Origin of the sequence: Streptococcus sp. 9.1(2021), assembly GCF_030466425.1 — a bacterium.
Taxonomy (GTDB): domain Bacteria; phylum Bacillota; class Bacilli; order Lactobacillales; family Streptococcaceae; genus Streptococcus; species Streptococcus wuxiensis.
In genome coordinates, this window is sequence record NZ_JAGQFU010000001.1 from 305,178 (window position 1) to 328,886 (window position 23,709).

Consider the following 23,709-nt stretch of genomic DNA (forward strand, 5'->3'; position numbering starts at 1 on the left):
CACAAAATACATTATCTGTGGTAAAATAAAACAATTATTGTTAGTGGAGATCAAGAATGAATATTTTTAGAATAAAAGACTTCAGTCTAAGTAAAACAGAAATGCATCGTCATTTGAAATTATGGGATTTAATTCTTTAAGGAATTGGGGCCATGGTGGGAACTGGTATTTTTACCATTACAGGAACAGCTGCAGCAACACTAGCAGGACCTGCTCTTGTGGTATCTATCGTGATTTCTGCGATCTGTGTGTCCTTTATGCTTCAATACACTCTTGAAACTTGGATAGCATTTGTATTAGCCTTAATAGTAGGAGTTATTACTTACTTTACTTATGGCTATAAAAACTCTACACTATCAAAAAATCAATAAAGAAAAAATCGCGATTTTTCGCGATTTTTTTATAATTTTTCATTTACAAATCGAACGAAACGATTCCACCATACTTTTAAGAAGAAGGCTTTCTCAACATTCTTTTCAGCGACCATTTCAAAGGTTGGTTTGTCAGTGGTGATATAACCTTGACCAACTAAGTCCTTGTCCTCATAGGTCAGATGTCCAACGACCGTACCTGCTTCTAGAGGAGCAACATGCTCAGTAGCATCAGGTGTGTATGTAACACTTGATTCCGCTCGACTACCAAGACGTTGAACAATTTTTATATCTTCTTTAGCGACTGCTGTAACCGTATCTTGCTTCCCGTCATAAACTGGAGATTTGCTATCTTGGTAGCTTTCCCCCTGCTTAACGATTGTTTGGAGAGCAAAATTAGATGAGATATAGTCCAGAAGAGCTGAAGTTGCTGTGAAACGAGCGTAAGGATTGGTATCTTGGTTGTCAGCGTTAAGGACAACTGTAATAATACGCATTCCTTTTTCTACAGTTGTTCCAACAAAGGATGCTCCTGCCTTATCAGTAGTTCCAGTTTTTAGGCCATCAATTCCCCCACGGTAGGCAGGCATACCATCTAACATTGAGTTTGTAGAATGAATAGTCATTCCTGCAAAAGTGGAAGAAGGTTTCTTTGTAATTTCTAAAACCTGAGGATACTTGAGGATAAGATTACGAGCGACAACTGCAACATCATAGGCGCTCATCTTATTTTCATCATCTTTCTTAGAACCAGGGTAGATATTATTCCCAAGAGTTTCATTATTTAGACCAGTTGTATTGACGAGGGTAGCATCTTGAATTCCCCATTCAAGAAGTTTAGCCTTCATCATATCAACAAAGTCTTTTTCTGATCCAGCAACCTTTTCTGCTAACGCGATAGCTGCACTATTGGCACTAGATACCAATGTTGCTTCTAGCAACTCTTCAACAGTGTAGTTACGAGCTTCCATAGGAACGTTACTTGCTTCGGAGTTGGTTGTGAGCTGGTAGGGGTAATCTGAAATTTCCACTGGGGTAGAAAGGGTGATTTTGCCTTGCTCTAGAGCTTCATATACTAGGTAAACAGTAAGTAGTTTACTGATAGAGGCAATTTCAACCGATTGGGTCGCATCTTTTTCATACAAAATCTTACCACTGTTAGCCTCAACAGCGATGGCGTGTTTTGCTGCGACATCAAAATCCTGAGCAAAAACAGTAGTAGCAGAACCAAATGAAATAAGCGTGATTAATGTTAAAAATAATTTCTTCATAGTAACTTTATTCTATCATAAAGACAAAAAATATTCTTGTTTTTATAATGTAGGTTATCAATCTTTTTCGAAATATGGTAAAATAGGAAAAAGAGGAGGTGGCTTATGTTTCGGAGAAATAAATTATTCTTCTGGACCACTGAGATATTATTAATAACCCTTATTTTCTACTTATGGCGAGAAATGGGTACTATTATTACACCGTTTGTAAGTGTCGTAAATACAATCATGATTCCCTTTTTACTAGGTGGATTTCTATACTACTTAACAAATCCAATCGTCATCTTTTTGGAGAAGGAATGTCGCATTAATCGAATCATTGGTATTTTGTTAACACTTTGTGTTCTCTTTGGAACCATAGTGATAGCTGTCGTCTATCTCTTGCCGATTTTAATCAATCAGTTGAGTAGCTTGATTAATTCTAGCCAAGATATCTATTCTCGAATCCAAGATTTAGTGATAGAATTATCGAAATATCCTACTTTCCAAGAGCTAGATATTCAACAAACAATCCAACAATTAAATCTTTCTTATGTCGATATTTTACAAAATATCTTAAATAGTGTGACAAATAGTGTGGGAAGTGTCCTTTCAGCTTTGGTAAGCACTGTTTTAATTATCATTATGACACCGGTTTTCTTGATTTATTTCCTTTTAGATGGTCATAAATTCTTACCGATGCTAGAAAGAACTATTTTAAAGCGAGACAAACTCAATATATCTGGTTTAATAACAAACTTGAATGAGACTATTTCCCGTTACATAAGTGGAGTATCAATCGATGCATTTATTATCGGGTGTTTGGCTTTTATCGGTTATAGTGTAATTGGCTTAAAATATGCATTAGTTTTTGCTATTTTCTCAGGTTTAGCAAATTTGATTCCTTATGTTGGACCGAGTATTGGACTAATTCCGATGATTATTTCAAATCTGTTTACGGATCCTCAAAAGATGATTATAGCAGTTATCTATATGCTGATTATCCAACAAGTAGATGGGAATATCCTATACCCTCGTATTGTTGGTGGAGTCATGAAAGTCCATCCGATTACAATTCTCGTGCTATTATTGTTGTCAAGTAATATCTATGGTGTCGTAGGTATGATCGTTGCCGTTCCTACCTACTCAATTCTCAAAGAAATATCCAAATTCCTAGTCCGACTTTATGAAAAACATAAAGAAGTACAAGAAGTGGGAGAAAAATAAAGATTTTAAAAAGAAACGGATTCATCTGTTTCTTTTTTATCAATAAATCGACAACTTATAGTAAGAATAAGAATAATTAATAAAAACTTTGTAAAACACTTGCAATTTAGCTAAAATTTGATAAAATAGTAAGGAAAGTTAGACTGTATTGCCTACTGTCTATCTATAAAATATATTTTATTGGAGGCTTTTACTCAAATGGCAAAAGAAAAATACGATCGTAGTAAACCACACGTTAACATTGGTACTATCGGACACGTTGACCACGGTAAAACTACCCTAACTGCAGCTATCACAACTGTTTTGGCACGTCGCTTGCCTTCAGCAGTTAACCAACCTAAAGACTATGCGTCTATCGATGCTGCTCCAGAAGAACGCGAACGCGGTATCACTATCAACACTGCGCACGTTGAGTACGAAACTGAAAAACGTCACTATGCTCACATCGACGCTCCAGGACACGCGGACTACGTTAAAAACATGATCACTGGTGCCGCTCAAATGGACGGAGCTATCCTTGTAGTAGCTTCAACTGACGGACCAATGCCACAAACTCGTGAGCACATCCTTCTTTCACGTCAGGTTGGTGTTAAACACCTTATCGTCTTCATGAACAAGATCGACTTGGTTGACGACGAAGAATTGCTTGAATTGGTTGAAATGGAAATCCGTGACCTTCTTTCAGAATACGACTTCCCAGGTGACGATCTTCCAGTTATCCAAGGTTCAGCTCTTAAAGCTCTTGAAGGTGACTCTAAATATGAAGACATCATCATGGAATTGATGAACACTGTTGATGAGTACATTCCAGAACCAGAACGTGACACTGACAAACCATTGCTTCTTCCAGTCGAAGACGTATTCTCAATCACTGGACGTGGTACAGTTGCTTCAGGACGTATCGACCGTGGTACTGTTCGTGTCAACGACGAAATCGAAATCGTTGGTATCAAAGAAGAAACTTCAAAAGCAGTTGTTACTGGTGTTGAAATGTTCCGTAAACAACTTGACGAAGGTCTTGCAGGAGATAACGTAGGTGTCCTTCTTCGTGGTGTTCAACGTGACGAAATCGAACGTGGACAAGTTATCGCTAAACCAGGTTCAATCAACCCACACACTAAATTCAAAGGTGAAGTTTACATCCTTACTAAAGAAGAAGGTGGACGTCACACTCCATTCTTCAACAACTACCGCCCACAATTCTACTTCCGTACTACTGACGTTACAGGTTCAATCGAACTTCCAGCAGGTACTGAAATGGTAATGCCAGGTGATAACGTGACAATCGACGTTGAGTTGATCCACCCAATCGCCGTAGAACAAGGTACTACATTCTCTATCCGTGAGGGTGGACGTACTGTTGGTTCAGGTATGGTTACAGAAATCGAAGCTTAATTCGATTTAGTTCCCAGAAGAACAATTATTTAAGTCAGACATTAAAAGAATCTTGCTATGCAAGGTTCTTTTTTTCTAGTTATACAAAGACAAAATAAGACAGTATGGTAGTTGATTACGAATATATAAACTTAATTAAATATTTATCTTATTTATTAACGAATGTATTTCCTAGTTTTTCAGAATAAATTTTTATTAGGTTAAAAAGCTTTTCACAAATGCCTGTTTTTTTGATAGAATAGAAGGAAGAAAAAAAGAAAAGAGTTCGTCATGTCAAAAGGATTTTTAGTCTCTTTAGAGGGGCCAGAGGGAGCTGGTAAAACGAGTGTGCTTGAAGCTATCCTCCCTTTGTTAGAAGAAAAGAATATTGAGTTTTTAACAACACGTGAGCCAGGTGGTGTTTTGATTGGTGAGAAGATTCGAGAAGTCATTTTAGATCCTAGTCATACTCAGATGGATCCAAAGACAGAGTTGCTTCTCTATATTGCAAGTCGTAGACAGCACCTAGTAGAGAAGGTCTTGCCAGCACTTGCAGCTGGAAAATTGGTCATCATGGATCGTTTTATTGATAGTTCCGTTGCTTATCAAGGCTTTGGTCGTGGTTTGGATATTGAAGCTATTGACTGGCTCAATCAATTTGCGACAGATGGACTCAAGCCAGATTTGACACTTTATTTTGATATTGAAGTGGAGAAGGGACTTGAAAGAATCGCTGCAAACAGTGATCGCGAAGTCAATCGTTTGGACTTGGAAGGCTTAGACTTGCACAGAAAAGTTCGTCAAGGATATCTTTCCCTTCTTGAAAAAGAAGGTGAACGCATTTCAAAAATCGATGCCAGTTTACCACTAAATCAAGTGATTGAAAATACTAAGCAAGTCTTATTTGACAGAATGGGGCTGACAGAATGAATCAAGAGCAATTAAAAGCTTGTCAACCTCAGCAATTTGAGCGTTTTGTTCACATCTTAGAACAAAAACAGCTCAATCATGCCTATCTCTTTTCAGGGTATTTCGGAAGCATGGAGATGGCCTTATTTCTGTCTAAGAGTTTGTTCTGTACAGAAAAGCAGGGTGTCTTACCTTGCGAGTCTTGCCGAAATTGTAAGTTGATTGATCAGGAAGAATTTCCTGATGTCACCATTATTCGTCCGATGAATCAAATCATTAAAACGGAAAGAATCCGAGAATTAGTTGGCCAGTTTTCTCAATCAGGAATCGAAAATCAACGTCAGGTTTTTATTATTGAACAAGCTGAAAAAATGCATGCCAATGCCGCCAATTCACTACTAAAGGTCATTGAAGAACCGCAAAGTGAAACCTATATTTTCTTCTTAACCAATGATCAAGAGCAGATGTTACCAACTATCCGAAGTCGGACTCAAATTTTCCAGTTTAAGAAACAAGTTGAAAGCCTTAGGAATCAACTTGAACAAGCAGGATTGGTCAAAAATAAAGCAAGGTTTTTAGCTGAGTTTAGTCAATCGCAAGCAGAAGCCGAAAAACTGACAAATCAAACAAGTTTTTGGACTCTAGTTGAAGAAAGTGAACGATTTTATTCTTGGTTAGATGCTGGGAAAAAGGAAACTTATTTACAGGTCGCAAAATTAGCTAGTTTAGCAGATGACAAAGAAAAACAAGACCAAGTCTTTAGAATTTTAGAAGTTTTAGCAGGTCAAGAGATTCAAAAAAATGTAGCACGTACAATCTTGCAAAACCTTCTCGAAGCCAGAAAAATGTGGAAAGCAAATGTGTCTTTCCAAAATTCTTTGGAATACCTAGTTTTACAATAAAATGAACATGAAAACAGAAAAAGAAAGGGCTGTTCATGAACAAGAAAGAATTATTTGATGCCTTAGATGATTTTTCTCAACAGTTGTTGGCAACCTTGGCAGATGTTGAAGCCATCAAAAAAAATCTCAAGAGTGTTGTAGAAGAGAATACAGCTCTTCGTTTAGAGAACGATAAACTGAGGGAGCGTCTGAATGAGGAAGAAGAAACAGCTCCAACTAAGACCAAGCATGTTCGAGAAAATGTTCGTCGAATCTATGAAGATGGCTTTCATGTGTGTCGTGATTTTTATGGACAGCGTCGTGAACAAGATGCGGAATGTATGTTCTGTGATGAGTTGTTGTTTAGGGAGTAAGCATGCAGATTCAAAAAAGTTTTAAAGGGCAGTCACCTTATGGTAAGCTATATCTTGTCGCAACGCCGATTGGAAATCTTGAGGATATGACCTTTCGTGCCATTCAGACCTTGAAAGAAGTGGACTGGATTGCTGCCGAGGATACTCGTAATACCGGTCTATTGCTGAAGCATTTCGATATTTCAACCAAACAAATCAGTTTTCATGAGCACAATGCCAAGGAAAAGATTCCTGATTTGATTGAGTTGTTGAAGCAAGGTCAAAATCTTGCCCAAGTATCTGATGCAGGGATGCCTAGTATTTCTGACCCAGGTCATGATTTGGTCAAGGCGGCAATTGAAGAAGATATAGCAGTTGTCACAGTTCCAGGTGCTAGTGCAGGAATTTCTGCCTTAATAGCTAGTGGGTTGGCACCACAACCGCATATTTTTTATGGATTTTTACCTCGAAAATCGGGACAACAAAAGCAATTTTTTGAATCGAAAAAAGCTTATCCAGAGACTCAGATTTTCTATGAATCGCCTCACCGTGTGGCCGATACGTTAGAAAATATGCTAGAGGTATACGGAAATCGCTCGATTGTCTTAGTTCGAGAATTGACAAAGATTTATGAAGAATACCAAAGAGGTCAGATTACAGAGCTACTAGAAAGCATTTCTGAAACACCTCTCAAGGGCGAGTGCCTTCTCATTGTAGAGGGTGCCAGTCAAGATGCGGTAGAAAAGGATGAAGAGGATTTGTTCTCAGAAATCCAAGAACGTATCCAACAAGGCATGAAGAAAAATCAAGCCATTAAGGAAGTCGCTAAGATTTATCAGTGGAACAAAAGCCAGCTCTACGCAGCTTATCATGAATGGGAAGAGAATCAATCGGATGACTAAACAGGGAAGTTTGCCTTCTTCCCTTTTTTTGTTATACTAGTAAAAGAAAAATTAGAAAGATTTGTGGGTGTCAAATAGTCTAGTAGCTTGTTTTTATTTGGACTTAGTTTCCACCCAAAGAGGTATTAGTGTCGTGTCTCAATCTTATATCAATGTTATCGGAGCAGGTTTGGCAGGGTCTGAAGCAGCCTACCAAATCGCAGAACGTGGTATTCCAGTTAAACTCTATGAAATGCGTGGTGTCAAGTCAACACCCCAGCACAAAACAGACAATTTTGCTGAGTTGGTTTGTTCCAATTCTCTTCGTGGGGATGCCCTGACAAATGCTGTCGGGCTCCTCAAGGAAGAAATGCGTCGCTTGGGTTCTGTTGTCTTGGAATCAGCAGAAGCTACACGTGTTCCTGCAGGCGGAGCCCTTGCGGTGGACCGTGATGGTTTCTCTCAAATGGTGACTGAAAAAGTGGCCAATCATCCCTTGATTGAAGTGGTTCGTGATGAAATTACAGAATTGCCAACTGACGTTATTACTGTGGTCGCTACTGGTCCTTTGACTAGTGATGCCTTAGCTGAAAAGATTCATGCCCTTAATGATGGGGATGGATTCTATTTCTACGATGCGGCGGCGCCGATTATCGACGTTAACACCATTGATATGAGCAAGGTCTATCTCAAGTCTCGTTATGATAAGGGAGAAGCAGCCTACCTCAACGCTCCAATGACCAAACAAGAGTTTATGGATTTCCATGAAGCCTTGGTCAATGCGGAAGAAGCACCGCTCAATTCCTTTGAAAAAGAAAAGTACTTTGAAGGTTGTATGCCTATCGAAGTCATGGCTAAGCGTGGCATTAAAACCATGCTTTATGGTCCTATGAAACCAGTTGGTCTGGAGTACCCAGACGACTATACGGGGCCTCGTGATGGCGAGTTCAAAACACCGTATGCAGTTGTCCAGCTTCGTCAGGACAATGCAGCTGGAAGTCTTTATAACATCGTTGGTTTCCAAACTCACCTCAAATGGGGAGAGCAGAAGCGTGTCTTCCAAATGATTCCAGGTCTTGAAAATGCTGAGTTTGTTCGCTATGGCGTCATGCATCGTAATTCCTATATGGATTCGCCAAATCTTCTTGAACAGACATACCGTTCTAAGAAACAGCCAAATCTCTTCTTTGCTGGTCAGATGACTGGTGTAGAGGGCTACGTTGAGTCAGCTGCTTCAGGATTGGTTGCGGGGATAAACGCTGCTCGTCTTTTCAAGGGAGAAAGTGAGGCTATTTTCCCAGAGACTACAGCTATCGGTAGTTTAGCTCATTATATCACCCATGCTGATAGCAAGCATTTCCAACCCATGAATGTTAACTTCGGGATTATCAAGGAGCTAGAAGGCGAGCGTATTCGTGATAAAAAGGCTCGTTATGAGAAAATTGCAGAACGCGCCTTGTCTGATTTAGAGAAATTTTTATCTGTCTAATTTTTTTGAAAGAATCGCTCATGATACTATAAAAATCCTTGAAATTGTGATAAAATAGGTAGGATGAAAAAAGGAGAGAGAAAATGGTAGAACCTAAGTATAAACGTATCTTAATCAAGCTATCTGGTGAAGCCCTTGCTGGCGAACGTGGTGTCGGTATTGATATCAAAACCGTCCAAAGTATGGCCCAAGAAATCAAGGAAGTTCACGAGCTAGGAATTGAAATTGCCTTGGTTATCGGTGGTGGAAACCTTTGGCGTGGAGAACCTGCAGCAGAAGCTGGTATGGATCGTGTTCAAGCGGATTACACTGGAATGCTTGGGACAGTCATGAATGCTCTTGTGATGGCAGATTCGTTGCAACAAGCTGGTGTTGATACTCGTGTACAAACAGCTATTGCCATGCAACAAGTAGCAGAGCCTTATATTCGTGGACGTGCCCTTCGCCACCTTGAAAAAGGACGTATCGTTATCTTTGGCGCGGGAATTGGTTCACCTTACTTCTCTACAGATACAACAGCGGCTCTTCGTGCAGCCGAGATTGAAGCGGACGCTATTTTGATGGCTAAGAATGGTGTAGACGGTGTCTACAATGCGGATCCTAAGAAAGATAAAACGGCTGTTAAATTTGAAGAATTGACTCACCGTGATGTTATTAATAAAGGACTCCGTATCATGGATTCAACAGCTTCAACTCTATCTATGGATAACGATATTGACTTGGTAGTCTTTAATATGAATCAACCTGGCAATATCAAACGTGTTGTATTTGGTGAAAATATCGGAACAACTGTTTCAAACAATATCGAAGAAAAGGAATAAGAAAATTATGGCTAACGCAATTGTAGAAAAAGCTAAAGAGAGAATGACTCAATCTCACCACTCACTTGCTCGTGAATTTGGTGGTATCCGTGCAGGTCGTGCTAACGCTAGCTTGCTTGACCGTATTACTGTTGAATACTATGGTGTCGAAACACCTCTTAACCAAATCGCTTCTATCACAATTCCTGAAGCGCGTGTCTTGTTGGTAACACCATTTGATAAATCTTCATTGAAGGATATCGAGCGTGCCTTGAACGCTTCAGATCTTGGTATTACACCAGCTAACGATGGTTCTGTTATTCGCTTGGTAATCCCAGCTCTTACAGAAGAAACTCGTCGCGACCTCGCTAAAGAAGTGAAAAAAGTTGGTGAAAATGCTAAAGTAGCGATCCGTAATATTCGTCGTGACGCTATGGATGAAGCTAAGAAACAAGAAAAAGCAAAAGAAATCACTGAAGATGAATTGAAGACTCTTGAAAAAGATATTCAAAAAGCGACAGACGATGCTGTTAAACACATCGACGACATGACTGCCAATAAAGAAAAAGAAATCTTGGAAGTCTAAGAAATAAACAGAAAAACTCAGTTGGCATTGCTGGCTGAGTTTTATTCGAAAGAAGGAAACATGAATACAAATCTTGCAAGTTTTATCGTTGGACTCATCATCGATGAAAATGACAGTTTTTACTTTGTACAAAAGGATGGTCAAACCTATGCTCTTGCCAAGGAAGAAGGTCAGCATACAGTTGGTGATACTGTTAAAGGTTTCGCCTACACGGATATGAAGCAAAAACTTCGCTTGACAACTCAAGAAGTGACTGCAACTCAGGATCAATTTGGTTGGGGAACTGTAACAGAAGTGCGTAAGGATTTGGGTGTTTTTGTTGATACAGGGCTTCCTGACAAGGAAATCGTAGTGTCACTGGATATCCTACCTGAACTAAAAGAGCTCTGGCCCAAGAAGGGCGATAAACTCTATATTCGTCTAGAAGTAGATAAGAAAGACCGTATCTGGGGAGTTTTGGCTTATCAGGAAGACTTCCAACGTTTGGCACGTCCAGCATACAACAACATGCAAAATCAGAATTGGCCTGCAATCGTTTATCGTCTTAAGTTATCAGGAACTTTTGTCTATCTACCAGAAAACAACATGCTTGGATTTATCCACCCAAGTGAGCGCTATGCAGAGCCACGTTTGGGGCAAGTGTTAGATGTGCGTGTCATTGGTTTCCGTGAAGTTGACCGAACTCTTAATCTATCACTAAAACCTCGCTCTTTTGAGATGTTAGAAAACGATGCACAAATGATTCTGACTTATTTGGAAAGTAATGGTGGATTTATGACCTTAAATGACAAATCTTCACCGGATGACATCAAGGCTACCTTTGGTATTTCTAAAGGTCAATTTAAAAAAGCGCTTGGTGGTTTAATGAAAGCTGGAAAGATTAAACAAGACCAGTTTGGTACTGAGTTAATTTAGGGAGGCTTATGCGAAAATCATTTTATACTTGGCTTATGACAGAGCGTAATCCTAAAAGTAATAGTCCCAAAGCAATTTTAGCGGATCTTGCCTTTGAGGAATCAGCTTTCCCAAAACACACGGATGATTTTGATCAAGTCAGTCGATTTTTAGAAGAACATGCTAGTTTTTCCTTTAATATGGGAGACTTCGATCGCATCTGGCAAGAATATTTAGAACATTAAAGATACCATAGGTGTTAGGGATAGTAATTTCTAATTGCCTTTGCTATAATAAAAAGAAATTAAAGAGTTAGAGAGGTTCTTTATTTGAAGGAACATTCAATAGACATTCAGTTAAGTCATCCAGATGACCTGTTTCATCTTTTTGGTTCCAATGAACGCCATCTTCGCTTGATGGAGGATGAGTTAGATGTTATCATCCATGCTCGTACAGAGATTGTACAAGTCTTGGGAGAGGAGTCTTCTTGTGAAGAAGCACGGCAAGTAATTCAAGCCTTGATGGTCTTGGTCAATCGTGGCATGACAGTAGGAACTCCGGATGTGGTGACAGCCATCAATATGGTTAGAAACAATGAAATCGATAAGTTTGTTGCCCTCTATGAAGAAGAGATTATCAAAGACAATACTGGTAAGCCGATACGTGTAAAGACACTGGGTCAAAAACTTTATGTAGATAGTGTTAAGAACCATGATGTGACCTTCGGGATTGGGCCAGCTGGTACGGGTAAAACATTCCTAGCAGTGACCTTGGCTGTTACAGCTCTCAAACGAGGTCAAGTCAAGCGTATTATCCTGACTCGTCCAGCAGTAGAAGCTGGAGAAAGCCTAGGATTTCTACCTGGTGATTTGAAAGAAAAAGTAGACCCTTATCTTCGACCAGTCTATGATGCCTTGTACCAAATTCTTGGGAAGGACCAAACAACTCGTCTCATGGAGCGAGAAATTATTGAGATTGCACCTTTGGCCTATATGCGTGGACGTACCTTGGATGATGCCTTTGTCATCTTGGATGAAGCCCAAAATACAACCATCATGCAGATGAAGATGTTCTTGACACGTCTTGGATTCAATTCTAAAATGATTGTCAATGGGGATATTAGCCAGATTGACCTGCCGCGTAATGTTAAATCAGGTTTGATTGATGCCCAGGAAAAACTTAAGAATATTCACCAGATCGACTTTGTACACTTCTCAGCCAAGGATGTGGTTCGCCATCCAGTCGTTGCTCAGATTATCAGAGCCTATGAACCTCGACCTGTCAAAGCTGAAGAAAATCAAGAAGAAACAGAATAAAGAAAAAGAGCAGTTGAAAAACTGCTCTTAATTTTTTGAATTTCTTATTAGACAAGTTCACTGATAGGTGTGAAGTCACGTTCTAAACCTTCAGCAACTGGTTGACTTGTGAGTTGACCTTGGTAAGTTGTTACACCTTCAAGCAAACCTGCGTCTTCAAGGATTGCTTTTTTAAATCCTTTTCCTGCCAAGGCTTCGATATATGGAAGAGTCACATTTGTAAGGGCGATAGTAGAAGTACGAGCAACTGCTCCAGGAATGTTAGCAACCGCATAGTGAAGGACACCGTGTTTCTCATATACAGGCTCATCATGGGTTGTTACACGGTCAGCTGTTGCAATAACACCACCTTGGTCTACAGCAACGTCTACGATGACAGAACCAGGACGCATTTGTTGAACCATGTCATCTGTCACTAATTTTGGAGCTTTGGCACCAGGAATCAATACTGCACCGATAACAACGTCTGCCTCACGCACACTTGCTTCGATATTAAATGGGTTAGACATGAGTGTTTGGATTTGGTGACCAAAGACATCTTCAAGTTCAGAGAGACGTTTAGCGCTGATATCAAGAATAGTTACCTGAGCTCCTAAACCAAGAGCGATACGTGCTGCGTGTGTACCAACGACACCACCACCGATAATGGTTACTTTTCCTTTTGGTACACCTGGGACACCACCTAAAAGAACTCCAGAACCACCAGCTTGTTTCGTCAAGAAGTGAGCTCCGATTTGGACAGCCATACGACCTGCAACCTCACTCATTGGAACCAATAGAGGAAGTTGACCTTCAGTATTGCGCACAGTTTCATAAGCAACACCAGTTGTTTTCGCTGCAAGCATAGCATCCGCTAATTCTGGGGCTGCTGCCATGTGCAAGTAGGTGAAGAGAAGTAAATCGTCACGCAAGAACTGGTACTCACTAGCAAGGGGTTCCTTGACTTTAACAACTAACTCTGCAGCCCAGGCTTCAGCAGCAGTTGCGACAATCTCAGCTCCTTGCTTTTCATAGTCAGCATCAGCAAAACCAGATCCAAGTCCCGCATTTGTTTCGATGAGGACACGGTGACCACGACCAACAAGACTCTGTACACCAGCAGGTGTCAAAGCAACACGATTTTCATTATTTTTTATTTCCTTTGGAATTCCAATTAACATAGAGATTAGCTCCTTATTTAACATCTAGGTTCTTATACGAAATCATCACAGGAAGAACCCAGTCTTTTCTTGTGATGTTTTTATTTTATATGAAACCGCTATAAATTGCAAGAAAAACTTGTAAACCTATTTCTTTTATGTTATTCTTTTACCAACTTATTTTAGGAGGTACAATCATGGAATTATTATTTATCAAACTAGCGAAGCATCAAATTATCGAAACAGAACGCTTAGTACTTAGACCAGTAACACTTGATGATGCAGAAGCCATGTTTGAATATGCTTCAGACAAGGAAAATACACGCTACACTTTTCCAACCAATCAAAGTCTGGAGGAAACCAAGAATAATATTGCTCAGTTTTATCTAGCCAGTCCATTGGGCCGATGGGGAATTGAACTAAAAAGTACTGGAGAGTTTATCGGAACTATTGACCTGCACAAGTTGGATACTGTTCTTAAGAAGGCAACCATTGGTTATATTATCAATCAAAAATATTGGAATCAAGGTTTGACAACTGAAGCCAATCGAGCTGTAATTGAACTGGCTTTTGAAAAGATAGGAATGAATAAGTTAGATGCCTTTCATGATAAGGATAATCCCGCATCAGGAAAGGTCATGGAGAAATCAGGAATGCGTTTCTCTCACGAAGAACCATATGCTAGAATGGATAAAAATGAACCTGGAAGATTCGTAACAGATGTCCATTACGTCTTGACCAAAGAAGAATATTTTGCAAATAAGTAAGCAGTTGAAAAGTTTTTTCGGCTGTTTTTTCTTTGCCTTACGAATAAGATAAGAGAGGAGAAATTATGGAAGAACTTATTGAAAAAATCAAAGAATATAAAATCATTGTTATCTGTGCTAGTTTGGGCATGGTCTTAGGCGGATTTTTCTTCCTAAAGCCAGTCGCTCAAACACCGGCTAAGGAAAGCAATTTGCAAACAGAAGTTACAACTGTTTCAAAGGATGAAAAGGAAGATAAAAATCAGAAGGAAGAAGTGGTGGAGCAAGATCTGATTACTGTCGATGTCAAAGGTGCTGTCAAATCACCAGGAATCTATGATTTGCCAGTTGGAAGTCGTATCAACGATGCTGTCCAAAAAGCTGGTGGACTTACAGATAATGCTGATAGTAAGTCTATCAATCTTGCCCAGAGAATTAGTGACGAAGCACTTGTTTATGTTCCAACTAAGGAAGAAGCTACCAGTCAAGAGGCGCATTCAAATGCTTCCAACACCAAAGAAAATAAGAAAGTCAATCTTAATAAAGCCAGTTTAGAAGAACTTAAACAAGTCAAGGGGTTGGGAGCCAAACGTGCTCAGGATATCATCGACCATCGTGAGTCCAACGGTAAGTTTAAGTCAGTTGATGAGCTCAAAAAGGTTTCTGGTATTGGTGCAAAAACGATAGAAAAGTTAAAAGAGTATGTCACAGTGGATTAGTCGATTTCCCATCCCTAAAATCTATCTTAGTTTTCTCCTGCTTTGGCTCTACTATGCTATCTTTTCAGCAAGCTTTTTAGCACTTTTGGGCTTTGTCTTTTTACTGCTCTGCCTCTTTTTTCAATTTCCATGGAAGACTGTGGTCAAGGTTCTCTTTGTTTGTGGTCTTTTTGGAAGCTGGTTTATATTTCAAAAATGGCAACAAGAAGAAACGAGTCAACATCTTGTTGACTCCGTTAATACGGTACGAATCTTGCCTGATACTATCAAGGTCAATGGAGATAGTTTATCCTTTCGTGGGAAGGCTGATGGCAGACTCTTTCAGGTCTATTATAAATTCCAGTCAGAGTCTGAAAAGGAAAGGTTTAAAGAGTTATCTGAACTGCATGAGATAGTAGTAAAAGGAAAGCTAGCTATTCCTCAAGGAGCAAATAATTTTGCTGGATTTGATTATCAAAACTATCTCAAAACACAGGGGATTTATCAGACCTTAACTATATCGGAAATGGTCGAATTAAAGAAAACATCCAGCTGGGATATAGGAGAAAATCTATCCAGCTTGCGGAGAAAAGCAGTTGTCTGGATTAAAAGGAATTTTCCTGACCCCATGCGTAATTATATGACAGGTCTTTTATTAGGGCACTTGGACACAGATTTTGAGGAAATGAACGAACTCTATTCCAGTCTAGGGATTATTCACCTTTTTGCTTTGTCAGGAATGCAGGTCGGTTTCTTCATGAATGCTTTTAAGAAGTCACTCTTACGATTGGGTTTGACGCAAGAGAAGTTCAAATGGCTTGCCTATCCCTTTTCTTTGGTCTATGCAGGTTTGACAGGTTTCTCAGCTTCTGTCATTAGAAGCCTGTTGCAAAAACTTTTGGCTCAGCATGGCTTCAAGGGTCTGGATAACTTTGCTTTGACAGTCCTTGTCCTGTTTATCGTGATGCCGAATTTCTTCCTAACTGCTGGTGGAGTGCTCTCCTGTGCCTATGCCTTTATCCTGACCATGACTGGTGAAGAAGTAGCAGGGATAAAAGGTTTGGTAAGAGAAAGTTTCATTATTTCCCTAGGAATTCTGCCAATTTTATCATTCTATTTTTCTGAATTTCAACCTTGGTCCATACTCTTAACCTTTGTCTTTTCTTTTTTATTTGATATGGTCTTGCTACCACTTTTATCAATACTCTTCTGTCTGTCATGGATATATCCTATTACCCAGTTTAACTTTTTTTTTGAATGGCTAGAAAACATCATACGCTATGTATCTCAGCTATCTACTAGACCTTTAGTTTTTGGTCAACCGAGTCTTTGGGTTCTGGTATGTCTATTAGTCTCTTTGGCTCTGATTTATGATTATCGTAAAAATTTGAAGAAAGCACCTTTGCTTATCCTATTTATCGTTTTACTTTTCTTAGTAACCAAACAACCACTGGAAAATGAAATCACAGTTCTAGACATGGAGCAGGGACGTAGCATTTTCCTAAGAGACATGACAGGAAAGACAATATTACTGGATGTCGGTGAAAAGTTAGCAGTTGAGAAAAAAGAAGCTTGGCAGGAGAAAGTCACCTCGAGTGTTGCCAAACGGAGTTTAATTCCCTATCTGAAAAGTAGAGGAGTGGCAAAGATTGATCAGCTTGTTTTAACGGATAGTGAACCTAAGCAGCTAGACCATCTACTAGAAATTAGTAAAGCCTTCAATCTTGGAGAGATTCTAGTAACTGAAGAAACTCTATCTAAAAGAGAATTTATGGATAAATTAAATGAAAGTAACTTGAAAGTACGTCCTATTAAAACAGGAGAGCAGTTATTTATTTTTGGGAGTAGTTTAGAAGTAATCGAAAATCAAAACAGTGATAGTAAAGCCTCAATAGCAATGTATGGAAAGCTACTAAATCAAACTTTTCTAGTCACTGGAAATATAGAGGAGAAGTTCTTAAACAAGTCTTATCCAAAAATCCAAGCAGATGTAGTGCTAACTCATCAGCAAGTATCGAAGAAAAAGACAGATGTCGAAGTCTTCGAAATCTTTCAGCCTAAAATTACTGTCATTTCTGTAGACAAGAAGAAAAAATTTAAAGAAAAAAATGGGGAGAATAACCAAGAACTTGGGAATTCGATTTACAAAACGGATCAAAAGGGGGCCATTCGTTTTAAAGGTTGGGGTGCTTGGCAAATAGAAACAGTTCGCTGAGCTTAGCTTTTCAAGAAAATTAAAATTATCTAAACAATCAATCAAAACTTGATTTTAGAACCTTTTTGCTATAAAATGGTAAAGATTAGTGTCAAACTTTTATATTGCAAATAGGAGAAAACATGACAAAAACTTTGAAACGTCCTGAGGTTCTATCACCTGCAGGAACACTTGAAAAACTAAAAGTAGCTGTTCAATATGGAGCAGATGCTGTTTTTATCGGTGGTCAGGCCTATGGTCTTCGTAGCCGTGCAGGGAACTTTACTTTCGAACAAATGGAAGAAGGAGTACAGTTCGCGGCTAAGTATGGAGCTAAGGTATATGTGGCTGCTAATATGGTCATGCACGAAGGAAACGAAGAAGGGGCCGGCGAATGGTTCCGTAAATTACGTGATATTGGGATTGCAGCAGTTATCGTATCAGATCCAGCCTTGATCATGATTGCAGCAACAGAAGCGCCAGGACTTGAAATCCACCTTTCAACCCAGGCTAGTGCGACTAACTACGAAACCCTAGAATTCTGGAAAGAACTTGGATTGACGCGTGTCGTTTTGGCGCGTGAGGTTTCTATGGAAGAATTGGCAGAGATTCGAAAACGTACAGATGTTGAGATTGAAGCCTTCGTCCATGGAGCTATGTGTATCTCATACTCTGGTCGTTGTACTCTTTCTAACCATATGAGTATGCGTGATGCCAACCGTGGTGGATGTTCACAATCTTGCCGTTGGAAATATGACCTTTACGATATGCCCTTCGGTAAGGAACGTAAGAGTCTCAAGGGAGAAATTCCTGAAGAATTCTCTATGTCTGCGGTTGATATGTCTATGATTGACCATATCCCAGATATGATTGAAAATGGTGTAGACAGTCTTAAGATTGAGGGCCGTATGAAGTCTATCCACTACGTTTCAACAGTAACAAACTGCTACAAGGCAGCTGTTGATGCCTACCTTGAAAGCCCTGAAAAGTTTGAAGCTATTAAGCAAGACTTGATTGATGAAATGTGGAAGGTTGCCCAACGTGAGTTGGCTACAGGTTTCTACTACGGAACACCATCTGAAAATGAGCAACTGTTTGGTGCTCGTCGTAAGATTCCAGAATACAAGTTTGTTGCTGAAGTAGTAGCTTATGATGCTGCAACCCAAACAGCAACTATTCGTCAACGTAATGTTATCAACGAAGGCGACCAAGTTGAGTTCTACGGTCCAGGTTTCCGTCATTTTGAGACATATATTGAAGACCTTCACGATGCTAAAGGAAATAAAATCGATCGCGCACCAAATCCAATGGAACTTTTGACTATCAAGGTTCCTCAACCAGTAGAAGCTGGTGACATGGTACGTGCCCTGAAAGAAGGTCTCATCAATCTTTACAAAGAAGATGGAACAAGCGTCACAGTTCGTGCCTAGATAAGGAAAAAGAATGGTTCAAGCTCAGGGCTTACTAGTAGATCATGAAAGCAGATGTGTTCATTACCATAGTGATAAGGATATCGTAGCCTTACAGTGCTATGAGTGTCAGAAATACTATGCCTGTTATCAGTGTCATAATGAACTAGAGTCGCACGTATTTTCTCCCTATCCTTTAAATCTGAAAGAGGATAGACCTATCTTATGTGGATCCTGTGGCAAAACACTAACGTATGAGGAGTATACAGAGACAGGCACATGTCCATTTTGTAATGCTGCATTTAATCCAGCTTGTCAAAATCATTACTCAATTTATTTCAGATAAGAACTGACAAATCCGAGTTGTAAAACTCGGTTTTTTGTTTTCAGAAAACAAGGAAAGGCAGTGAAAGTGGTAGGAAAAGACAATAATATTTTCTATATAATTGTCTTAAAAATCGTAAAATTAGAAATAAATGATTCGAAACGCTTTCATTACTAGTAAAAAGTTGACAAAAGCAAATTTTAGGACTAAACTAGGGATGTAAATTTAATTTAAAAAAGGAGAATTCGTCATGAATTTAACATTTTTCGGACTTTGTCTTGCCTGTATGGGTGTATCTATTGCTGAAGGATTGATTATGAGTAATCTCTTCAAGTCTGCCGCTCGTCAACCTGAAATTATTGACCAATTACGCAGCCTTTTAATTCTTGGTGTTGCCTTTGTAGAAGGTACCTTCTTTGTAACCCTAGCGATGGCATTTGTCATTAAATAGACAACTCTATTTAGAAATGGAGGTGTCAAACCATGGAAGAAAGTTTGAATCCAACTGTTAATATTGGACCAATATCCTTTGATTTGACCCTGCTTGCCATGTCTCTTGTAACTGTTTTGATGGTTTTTGCCTTTGTCTACTGGGCAAGTCGTAAAATGACCATCCGTCCAAAGGGCAAACAAAATGCTCTTGAGATGATTTATGACTTTGTGATTGGTTTTACCAAACCAAACATTGGAGAATCATACATCAAGGATTATTCCTTGTTTCTGTTTTCTCTCTTTCTGTTTATCTTGGTTGCCAATAATATCGGCTTAATGGCAAAAGTACAAACAACAAACGGTTATAACTTGTGGACTTCCCCAACAGCCAACCTTGGATACGATTTATCCCTCTCATTATTGATCACTTTGATTGCTCATGTAGAAGGAGTTCGTCGTAGAGGCGTTAAAGAATATTTGAGAGCATTTGTTACACCTGGCTTTATGACTCCGATGAACATTTTAGAAGAGTTCACCAATTTTGCCTCTTTGGCGATTCGGATATACGGAAATATTTTTGCCGGTGAGGTTTTAGCAGGATTGCTATTGGCCTTGTCACATCATGCCTTGTATTGGTATCCTTTTGCCTTTATTGCAAACATGTCATGGACAGCATTTTCGATTTTCATTTCATGTATTCAAGCTTATGTATTTACCATGTTGTCATCTATGTACATTGGTAAAAAAATAAATGAAGGGGAAGAGTAAGTAGAGGAGGATTAGAAGATGGATTTAACTATTAGTACCATTATTGGTGACTTTATTCTGATCGCTGGTTCCTTCCTTTTATTGATCTTTTTAGTGAAGAAATATGCTTGGGGAAATATTACCAGTGTCTTAGATGAACGCGCTGAAAAGATTTCTTCAGATATTGATGGTGCCGAAGAAGCCCGTAAAAAGGCAGAGGAACTTGCTAGCAAACGCGAAGCTGAGTTAGCAGGTAGCCGTACCGAAGCTAAAACGATTATCGAGAATGCAAAGGAAACAGCTGAGAAAAGTAAAGCTGATATTTTGGCCGAAGCTAAACTTGAAGCAGGGCGCTTAAAAGAAAAAGCCAACCAAGAAATTGCTCAAAATAAAGCTGAAGCTTTACAAAGTGTTAAGGGAGATGTGGCAGACTTGACAATCAGTCTAGCTGGAAAAATTATCTCTCAAAACCTTGACGGTCAGACCCATAAAGAACTCATTGATCAGTATATCGATCAGCTAGGAGAAGCTTAATGGACAAAAAGACTCTAAAGGTAATTGAAAAATACAGCATGCCTTTTGTCCAATTGGTGATTGAAAAAGGAGAAGAAGATTCTATTTTTTCAGACTTGTCTCAAATCAAGCAAGTAGCTGAAGAAACAGGCTTACCTTCTTTTTTAGCTCAGGTGGCAGTAGATGAGTCGGATAAAGAAAAAACGGTTCGTTTTTTCCATGACTCTGTGTCACCTTTAGTACAAAACTTTATCGAGGTTCTACTTTACAATCACAGATCAAACCTGTTTTATGATGTGATTGTAGATTGCTTGAATCGTCTTGAAAAAGAAACCAATCGTTTTGAAGTGACTATTTTGTCTGCACATCCTTTGACTGACGAACAGAAAGAACGACTAATTCCTCTAATCGAGAAAAAGATGTCTCTAAAAGTTCGTAGCATTAAGGAAAAAGTTGACGATAGTTTAATCGGTGGTTTTGTTATTTTTGCCAATCACAAGACAATTGATGTGAGTATTAAACAACAACTTAAAGTTGTTAAGGAAAATTTGAAATAGAAAGTGGTGTTCTTTTGGCAATTAACGCACAAGAAATCAGCGCTTTAATTAAGCAACAAATTGAAAATTTCAAACCCAATTTTGATGTGACTGAAACAGGTGTTGTAACCTATATTGGTGACGGGATTGCGCGTGCTCATGGTCTTGAAAATGCCATGAGTGGTGAGCTGTTGATTTTTGAAAATGGCTCTTATGGTATGGCGCAAAACTTGGAATCAACAGATGTCGGTATTATCATCCTTGGGGACTTTACAGATATCCGTGAAGGCGATACAATTCGTCGTACAGGGAAAATCATGGAAGTTCCAGTTGGTGATAGCTTGATTGGACGTGTTGTCGATCCCCTTGGTCGTCCTGTAGACGGTTTGGGTCCAATCAACACAGATAAGACTCGTCCAGTTGAAGCACCAGCTCCTGGTGTTATGCAACGTAAGTCTGTATCAGAACCATTGCAAACGGGTTTGAAAGCTATTGACGCCCTTGTTCCAATCGGTCGTGGTCAACGTGAGTTGATCATTGGTGACCGTCAAACAGGGAAGACAACTATCGCTATTGACGCTATCTTGAACCAAAAAGGTCAAGATATGATTTGTATCTATGTAGCGATTGGACAAAAAGAATCAACAGTTCGTACACAAGTGGAAACACTTCGTCAGTACGGTGCCTTGGATTACACAATCGTTGTGACAGCTTCAGCTTCACAGCCTTCACCATTGCTCTACCTCGCACCATATGCTGGAGTTGCTATGGCAGAAGAGTTCATGTACCAAGGGAAGCATGTCTTGATCGTTTATGATGACCTATCTAAACAAGCGGTAGCTTATCGTGAACTTTCTCTCTTGCTCCGTCGTCCACCAGGTCGTGAGGCCTTCCCAGGGGATGTCTTCTACCTTCACAGTCGTCTACTTGAGCGTTCTGCTAAAGTTTCAGATGAGCTTGGCGGTGGATCTATCACGGCTCTTCCATTTATCGAGACACAAGCAGGAGATATCTCAGCTTATATCGCCACAAACGTAATCTCTATTACGGATGGACAAATCTTCCTAAGTGATAGTCTCTTTAATGCGGGTATTCGTCCAGCTATTGATGCGGGTTCTTCTGTATCTCGTGTAGGTGGTTCAGCTCAGATTAAAGCCATGAAGAAGGTTGCTGGTACTCTTCGTATCGACCTTGCTTCATACCGAGAGTTGGAAGCCTTCACTAAATTTGGTTCAGACTTGGATGCAGCTACACAGGCTAAATTGAACCGTGGTCGTCGTACTGTAGAAGTATTGAAACAACCAGTTCATAAACCACTACCTGTTGAGAAACAAGTAACCATTCTGTATGCCTTGACTCATGGATTCCTGGATACTATATCAGTTGATGATATTGTTCGTTTTGAGGAAGAATTCCATGCCTTCTTTGATGCGCAACATCCAGAGATTTTGGAAACTATTCGTGAAACAAAAGACTTGCCAGAAGAAGCGGTCTTGGATGCTGCGATTACTGAGTTTCTCAACCAATCCAGCTTCCAATAAGAATAGAGGTGTCAGATGGCAGTATCTCTAAATGATATTAAAACAAAAATCGCCTCAACGAAAAATACTAGTCAAATTACTAACGCCATGCAGATGGTTTCTGCAGCCAAGTTAGGTCGTTCTGAAGAAGCTGCACGCAACTTCCAGATTTATGCTCAAAAAGTCCGTAAACTCCTTACAGATATCCTTCACGGAGATGGTGCTGGCGGATTAACAAATCCAATGTTGATTAGCCGCCCGGTCAAAAAAACAGGCTATATCGTCATTACATCTGACCGTGGTCTTGTTGGAGGCTATAACTCTTCAATCTTGAAGGCTGTCATGGAACTTCAACAAGAATACCATCCTTCAGGTGATGATTTTGAAGTCATCTGTATCGGTGGTATGGGAGCAGACTTCTTTAAAGCTCGTGGTATTCAGCCAATTTATGAATTGCGTGGTCTAGCCAGTCAACCAAGCTTCGATGAAGTTCGCAAGATTATTTCAAAAACTATTGAAATGTACCAAAATGAACTTTTCGATGAGCTCTATGTTTGCTACAACCACCACGTGAATACACTGACAAGTCAAATGCGTGTGGAGCAGATGCTTCCAATTGTCGACTTGGACCCAAATGAAGCAGATGATAATTACAGCTTGACATTTGAGCTTGAGACAAGTCGTGAAGAAATCTTGGATCAACTATTGCCACAGTTTGCAGAAAGTATGATTTACGGTGCTATAATTGATGCTAAGACAGCTGAAAATGCGGCAGGGATGACGGCTATGCAAACAGCGACAGATAATGCTAAAAAAGTTATCAATGATTTGACTATCCAGTATAACCGTGCCAGACAGGCGGCGATTACACAAGAAATTACAGAAATCGTAGCAGGAGCTAGTGCCTTAGAATAGGCTCTAGTCCAGCTCGTATGAAAATGAACTTATACTCAATGAAAATCAAAGAGCAAACTAGGAAGCTAGTCGCAGGTTGCTCAAAGCACTGCTTTGAGGTTGTAGATAGAACTGACGAAGTCAGTAACATATATACGGTAAGGCGACGCTGACGTGGTTTGAATTAGATTATCGAAGAGTATTAGGACCTAGTTGAGCTAGGAA

The 23,709-nt window shown here is 39.6% G+C and carries 25 protein-coding genes and 1 pseudogene; 24 read left to right on the top strand and 2 right to left on the bottom strand.

The window, feature by feature from the left end; all coding sequences use genetic code 11:
- Nucleotides 1-56 precede the first annotated feature (56 nt).
- Nucleotides 57-254: pseudogene (locus tag KBU52_RS01510) on the top strand (amino acid permease); the annotation flags it as partial.
- A gap of 146 nt (nt 255-400) precedes the next feature.
- Here KBU52_RS01510 and pbp3 read toward each other — a convergent pair.
- Nucleotides 401-1,642 carry a D-alanyl-D-alanine carboxypeptidase PBP3 gene (gene pbp3 / locus KBU52_RS01515; RefSeq protein ID WP_254724085.1) on the bottom strand — a complete coding sequence of 414 codons (1,242 nt, stop codon included), beginning with the start codon at nt 1,640-1,642 and terminating at the stop codon, nt 401-403.
- A gap of 105 nt (nt 1,643-1,747) precedes the next feature.
- Here pbp3 and KBU52_RS01520 point away from each other — a divergent pair, with 105 nt between their 5' ends.
- The 12 genes from KBU52_RS01520 (at nt 1,748) to KBU52_RS01575 (ending at nt 12,331) form a co-directional block, all read left to right on the top strand.
- On the top strand, nt 1,748-2,848 hold the full coding sequence (locus KBU52_RS01520; RefSeq protein ID WP_036752911.1) for an AI-2E family transporter: 1,101 nt from the start codon (nt 1,748-1,750) through the stop codon (nt 2,846-2,848).
- A 198-nt stretch (nt 2,849-3,046) separates the two neighbouring features.
- Nucleotides 3,047-4,243, top strand: a complete 1,197-nt coding sequence (tuf, locus tag KBU52_RS01525) for an elongation factor Tu (protein ID WP_004253262.1) — start codon at nt 3,047-3,049, stop codon at nt 4,241-4,243.
- A gap of 270 nt (nt 4,244-4,513) precedes the next feature.
- Entirely contained in the window at nt 4,514-5,152 is a 639-nt protein-coding gene (gene tmk, locus KBU52_RS01530; RefSeq protein ID WP_254724086.1) for a dTMP kinase, read from the top strand.
- Nucleotides 5,149-6,033, top strand: a complete 885-nt coding sequence (locus KBU52_RS01535; protein WP_254724087.1) for a DNA polymerase III subunit delta' — start codon at nt 5,149-5,151, stop codon at nt 6,031-6,033. Before tmk ends, KBU52_RS01535 begins: the two co-directional genes overlap by 4 nt.
- 35 nt (nt 6,034-6,068) lie before the next feature.
- Nucleotides 6,069-6,386 carry a DNA replication initiation control protein YabA gene (gene yabA / locus KBU52_RS01540; protein ID WP_254724088.1) on the top strand — a complete coding sequence of 106 codons (318 nt, stop codon included), beginning with the start codon at nt 6,069-6,071 and terminating at the stop codon, nt 6,384-6,386.
- Nucleotides 6,387-6,388: 2 nt separating this feature from the next.
- Nucleotides 6,389-7,267 carry a 16S rRNA (cytidine(1402)-2'-O)-methyltransferase gene (gene rsmI / locus KBU52_RS01545; protein ID WP_254724089.1) on the top strand — a complete coding sequence of 293 codons (879 nt, stop codon included), beginning with the start codon at nt 6,389-6,391 and terminating at the stop codon, nt 7,265-7,267.
- A 133-nt stretch (nt 7,268-7,400) separates the two neighbouring features.
- The gene (gene trmFO, locus KBU52_RS01550; protein ID WP_254724090.1) at nt 7,401-8,735 is read left to right on the top strand and encodes a methylenetetrahydrofolate--tRNA-(uracil(54)-C(5))-methyltransferase (FADH(2)-oxidizing) TrmFO; all 1,335 of its coding nucleotides are present in this window, start codon (nt 7,401-7,403) and stop codon (nt 8,733-8,735) included.
- 83 nt (nt 8,736-8,818) lie between these two features.
- A complete protein-coding gene (gene pyrH / locus KBU52_RS01555) occupies nt 8,819-9,556 on the top strand; it encodes a UMP kinase (protein WP_004253279.1) in 738 nt (245 codons plus the stop codon).
- Nucleotides 9,557-9,563: 7 nt separating this feature from the next.
- Complete coding sequence (gene frr, locus KBU52_RS01560) at nt 9,564-10,121, top strand: ribosome recycling factor (RefSeq protein ID WP_006152642.1); 558 nt, start codon at nt 9,564-9,566, stop codon at nt 10,119-10,121.
- Between the two features lie 60 nt (nt 10,122-10,181).
- Nucleotides 10,182-11,036, top strand: coding sequence for an RNA-binding virulence regulatory protein CvfB (gene cvfB, locus KBU52_RS01565; protein ID WP_254724091.1), 855 nt, complete (start codon nt 10,182-10,184; stop codon nt 11,034-11,036).
- 8 nt (nt 11,037-11,044) lie between these two features.
- Nucleotides 11,045-11,260, top strand: a complete 216-nt coding sequence (locus tag KBU52_RS01570) for a YozE family protein (RefSeq protein WP_001232087.1) — start codon at nt 11,045-11,047, stop codon at nt 11,258-11,260.
- Between the two features lie 84 nt (nt 11,261-11,344).
- Nucleotides 11,345-12,331 carry a PhoH family protein gene (locus KBU52_RS01575; RefSeq protein WP_036752940.1) on the top strand — a complete coding sequence of 329 codons (987 nt, stop codon included), beginning with the start codon at nt 11,345-11,347 and terminating at the stop codon, nt 12,329-12,331.
- A gap of 47 nt (nt 12,332-12,378) precedes the next feature.
- Here the strand turns inward: KBU52_RS01575 and ald are convergent, their stop codons facing one another.
- A complete protein-coding gene (gene ald / locus KBU52_RS01580) occupies nt 12,379-13,491 on the bottom strand; it encodes an alanine dehydrogenase (RefSeq protein ID WP_036757336.1) in 1,113 nt (370 codons plus the stop codon).
- 176 nt (nt 13,492-13,667) lie between these two features.
- Between ald and KBU52_RS01585 the strand changes: the two genes are divergently transcribed.
- From KBU52_RS01585 to KBU52_RS01635, 11 genes are all read left to right on the top strand, one after another.
- Nucleotides 13,668-14,237: a GNAT family N-acetyltransferase gene (locus KBU52_RS01585; RefSeq protein WP_254724092.1), complete on the top strand. Its 570-nt coding sequence runs from the start codon at nt 13,668-13,670 to the stop codon at nt 14,235-14,237.
- A 65-nt stretch (nt 14,238-14,302) separates the two neighbouring features.
- Nucleotides 14,303-14,935 carry a helix-hairpin-helix domain-containing protein gene (locus KBU52_RS01590; protein WP_254724093.1) on the top strand — a complete coding sequence of 211 codons (633 nt, stop codon included), beginning with the start codon at nt 14,303-14,305 and terminating at the stop codon, nt 14,933-14,935.
- On the top strand, nt 14,919-17,129 hold the full coding sequence (locus KBU52_RS01595; RefSeq protein ID WP_254724094.1) for a ComEC/Rec2 family competence protein: 2,211 nt from the start codon (nt 14,919-14,921) through the stop codon (nt 17,127-17,129). Before KBU52_RS01590 ends, KBU52_RS01595 begins: the two co-directional genes overlap by 17 nt.
- A 122-nt stretch (nt 17,130-17,251) precedes the next feature.
- Nucleotides 17,252-18,538 (top strand): U32 family peptidase, encoded by a 1,287-nt coding sequence (locus KBU52_RS01600; protein WP_006148665.1) that lies wholly within the window; start codon nt 17,252-17,254, stop codon nt 18,536-18,538.
- A 13-nt stretch (nt 18,539-18,551) separates the two neighbouring features.
- Complete coding sequence (locus tag KBU52_RS01605) at nt 18,552-18,863, top strand: CHY zinc finger protein (protein WP_254724095.1); 312 nt, start codon at nt 18,552-18,554, stop codon at nt 18,861-18,863.
- A 229-nt stretch (nt 18,864-19,092) separates the two neighbouring features.
- Nucleotides 19,093-19,293, top strand: coding sequence for a F0F1 ATP synthase subunit C (locus tag KBU52_RS01610; RefSeq protein WP_004253309.1), 201 nt, complete (start codon nt 19,093-19,095; stop codon nt 19,291-19,293).
- 32 nt (nt 19,294-19,325) lie between these two features.
- Nucleotides 19,326-20,042, top strand: coding sequence for a F0F1 ATP synthase subunit A (gene atpB, locus KBU52_RS01615; RefSeq protein WP_254724096.1), 717 nt, complete (start codon nt 19,326-19,328; stop codon nt 20,040-20,042).
- Nucleotides 20,043-20,060: 18 nt separating this feature from the next.
- Nucleotides 20,061-20,555, top strand: coding sequence for a F0F1 ATP synthase subunit B (gene atpF, locus KBU52_RS01620; RefSeq protein WP_254724097.1), 495 nt, complete (start codon nt 20,061-20,063; stop codon nt 20,553-20,555).
- Nucleotides 20,555-21,091 carry a F0F1 ATP synthase subunit delta gene (locus KBU52_RS01625; RefSeq protein WP_006152681.1) on the top strand — a complete coding sequence of 179 codons (537 nt, stop codon included), beginning with the start codon at nt 20,555-20,557 and terminating at the stop codon, nt 21,089-21,091. Before atpF ends, KBU52_RS01625 begins: the two co-directional genes overlap by 1 nt.
- A gap of 14 nt (nt 21,092-21,105) precedes the next feature.
- On the top strand, nt 21,106-22,611 hold the full coding sequence (atpA, locus tag KBU52_RS01630) for a F0F1 ATP synthase subunit alpha (RefSeq protein ID WP_006152674.1): 1,506 nt from the start codon (nt 21,106-21,108) through the stop codon (nt 22,609-22,611).
- Between the two features lie 15 nt (nt 22,612-22,626).
- Nucleotides 22,627-23,505 (top strand): F0F1 ATP synthase subunit gamma, encoded by an 879-nt coding sequence (locus KBU52_RS01635; RefSeq protein ID WP_254724098.1) that lies wholly within the window; start codon nt 22,627-22,629, stop codon nt 23,503-23,505.
- The last annotated feature ends 204 nt before the right edge of the window (nt 23,506-23,709 follow it).

Bases quoted from the DNA above. Each gene is read 5' to 3' on its own strand.
- pbp3 (WP_254724085.1), bottom strand. From the start codon at position 1,642: ATGAAGAAATTATTTTTAACATTAATCACGCTTATTTCATTTGGTTCT.
- KBU52_RS01520 (WP_036752911.1), top strand. From the start codon at position 1,748: ATGTTTCGGAGAAATAAATTATTCTTCTGGACCACTGAGATATTATTA.
- tuf (WP_004253262.1), top strand. From the start codon at position 3,047: ATGGCAAAAGAAAAATACGATCGTAGTAAACCACACGTTAACATTGGT.
- tmk (WP_254724086.1), top strand. From the start codon at position 4,514: ATGTCAAAAGGATTTTTAGTCTCTTTAGAGGGGCCAGAGGGAGCTGGT.
- KBU52_RS01535 (WP_254724087.1), top strand. From the start codon at position 5,149: ATGAATCAAGAGCAATTAAAAGCTTGTCAACCTCAGCAATTTGAGCGT.
- yabA (WP_254724088.1), top strand. From the start codon at position 6,069: ATGAACAAGAAAGAATTATTTGATGCCTTAGATGATTTTTCTCAACAG.
- rsmI (WP_254724089.1), top strand. From the start codon at position 6,389: ATGCAGATTCAAAAAAGTTTTAAAGGGCAGTCACCTTATGGTAAGCTA.
- pyrH (WP_004253279.1), top strand. From the start codon at position 8,819: ATGGTAGAACCTAAGTATAAACGTATCTTAATCAAGCTATCTGGTGAA.
- frr (WP_006152642.1), top strand. From the start codon at position 9,564: ATGGCTAACGCAATTGTAGAAAAAGCTAAAGAGAGAATGACTCAATCT.
- cvfB (WP_254724091.1), top strand. From the start codon at position 10,182: ATGAATACAAATCTTGCAAGTTTTATCGTTGGACTCATCATCGATGAA.
- KBU52_RS01570 (WP_001232087.1), top strand. From the start codon at position 11,045: ATGCGAAAATCATTTTATACTTGGCTTATGACAGAGCGTAATCCTAAA.
- ald (WP_036757336.1), bottom strand. From the start codon at position 13,491: ATGTTAATTGGAATTCCAAAGGAAATAAAAAATAATGAAAATCGTGTT.
- KBU52_RS01585 (WP_254724092.1), top strand. From the start codon at position 13,668: ATGGAATTATTATTTATCAAACTAGCGAAGCATCAAATTATCGAAACA.
- KBU52_RS01590 (WP_254724093.1), top strand. From the start codon at position 14,303: ATGGAAGAACTTATTGAAAAAATCAAAGAATATAAAATCATTGTTATC.
- KBU52_RS01595 (WP_254724094.1), top strand. From the start codon at position 14,919: ATGTCACAGTGGATTAGTCGATTTCCCATCCCTAAAATCTATCTTAGT.
- KBU52_RS01600 (WP_006148665.1), top strand. From the start codon at position 17,252: ATGACAAAAACTTTGAAACGTCCTGAGGTTCTATCACCTGCAGGAACA.
- KBU52_RS01605 (WP_254724095.1), top strand. From the start codon at position 18,552: ATGGTTCAAGCTCAGGGCTTACTAGTAGATCATGAAAGCAGATGTGTT.
- KBU52_RS01610 (WP_004253309.1), top strand. From the start codon at position 19,093: ATGAATTTAACATTTTTCGGACTTTGTCTTGCCTGTATGGGTGTATCT.
- atpB (WP_254724096.1), top strand. From the start codon at position 19,326: ATGGAAGAAAGTTTGAATCCAACTGTTAATATTGGACCAATATCCTTT.
- atpF (WP_254724097.1), top strand. From the start codon at position 20,061: ATGGATTTAACTATTAGTACCATTATTGGTGACTTTATTCTGATCGCT.
- KBU52_RS01625 (WP_006152681.1), top strand. From the start codon at position 20,555: ATGGACAAAAAGACTCTAAAGGTAATTGAAAAATACAGCATGCCTTTT.
- KBU52_RS01635 (WP_254724098.1), top strand. From the start codon at position 22,627: ATGGCAGTATCTCTAAATGATATTAAAACAAAAATCGCCTCAACGAAA.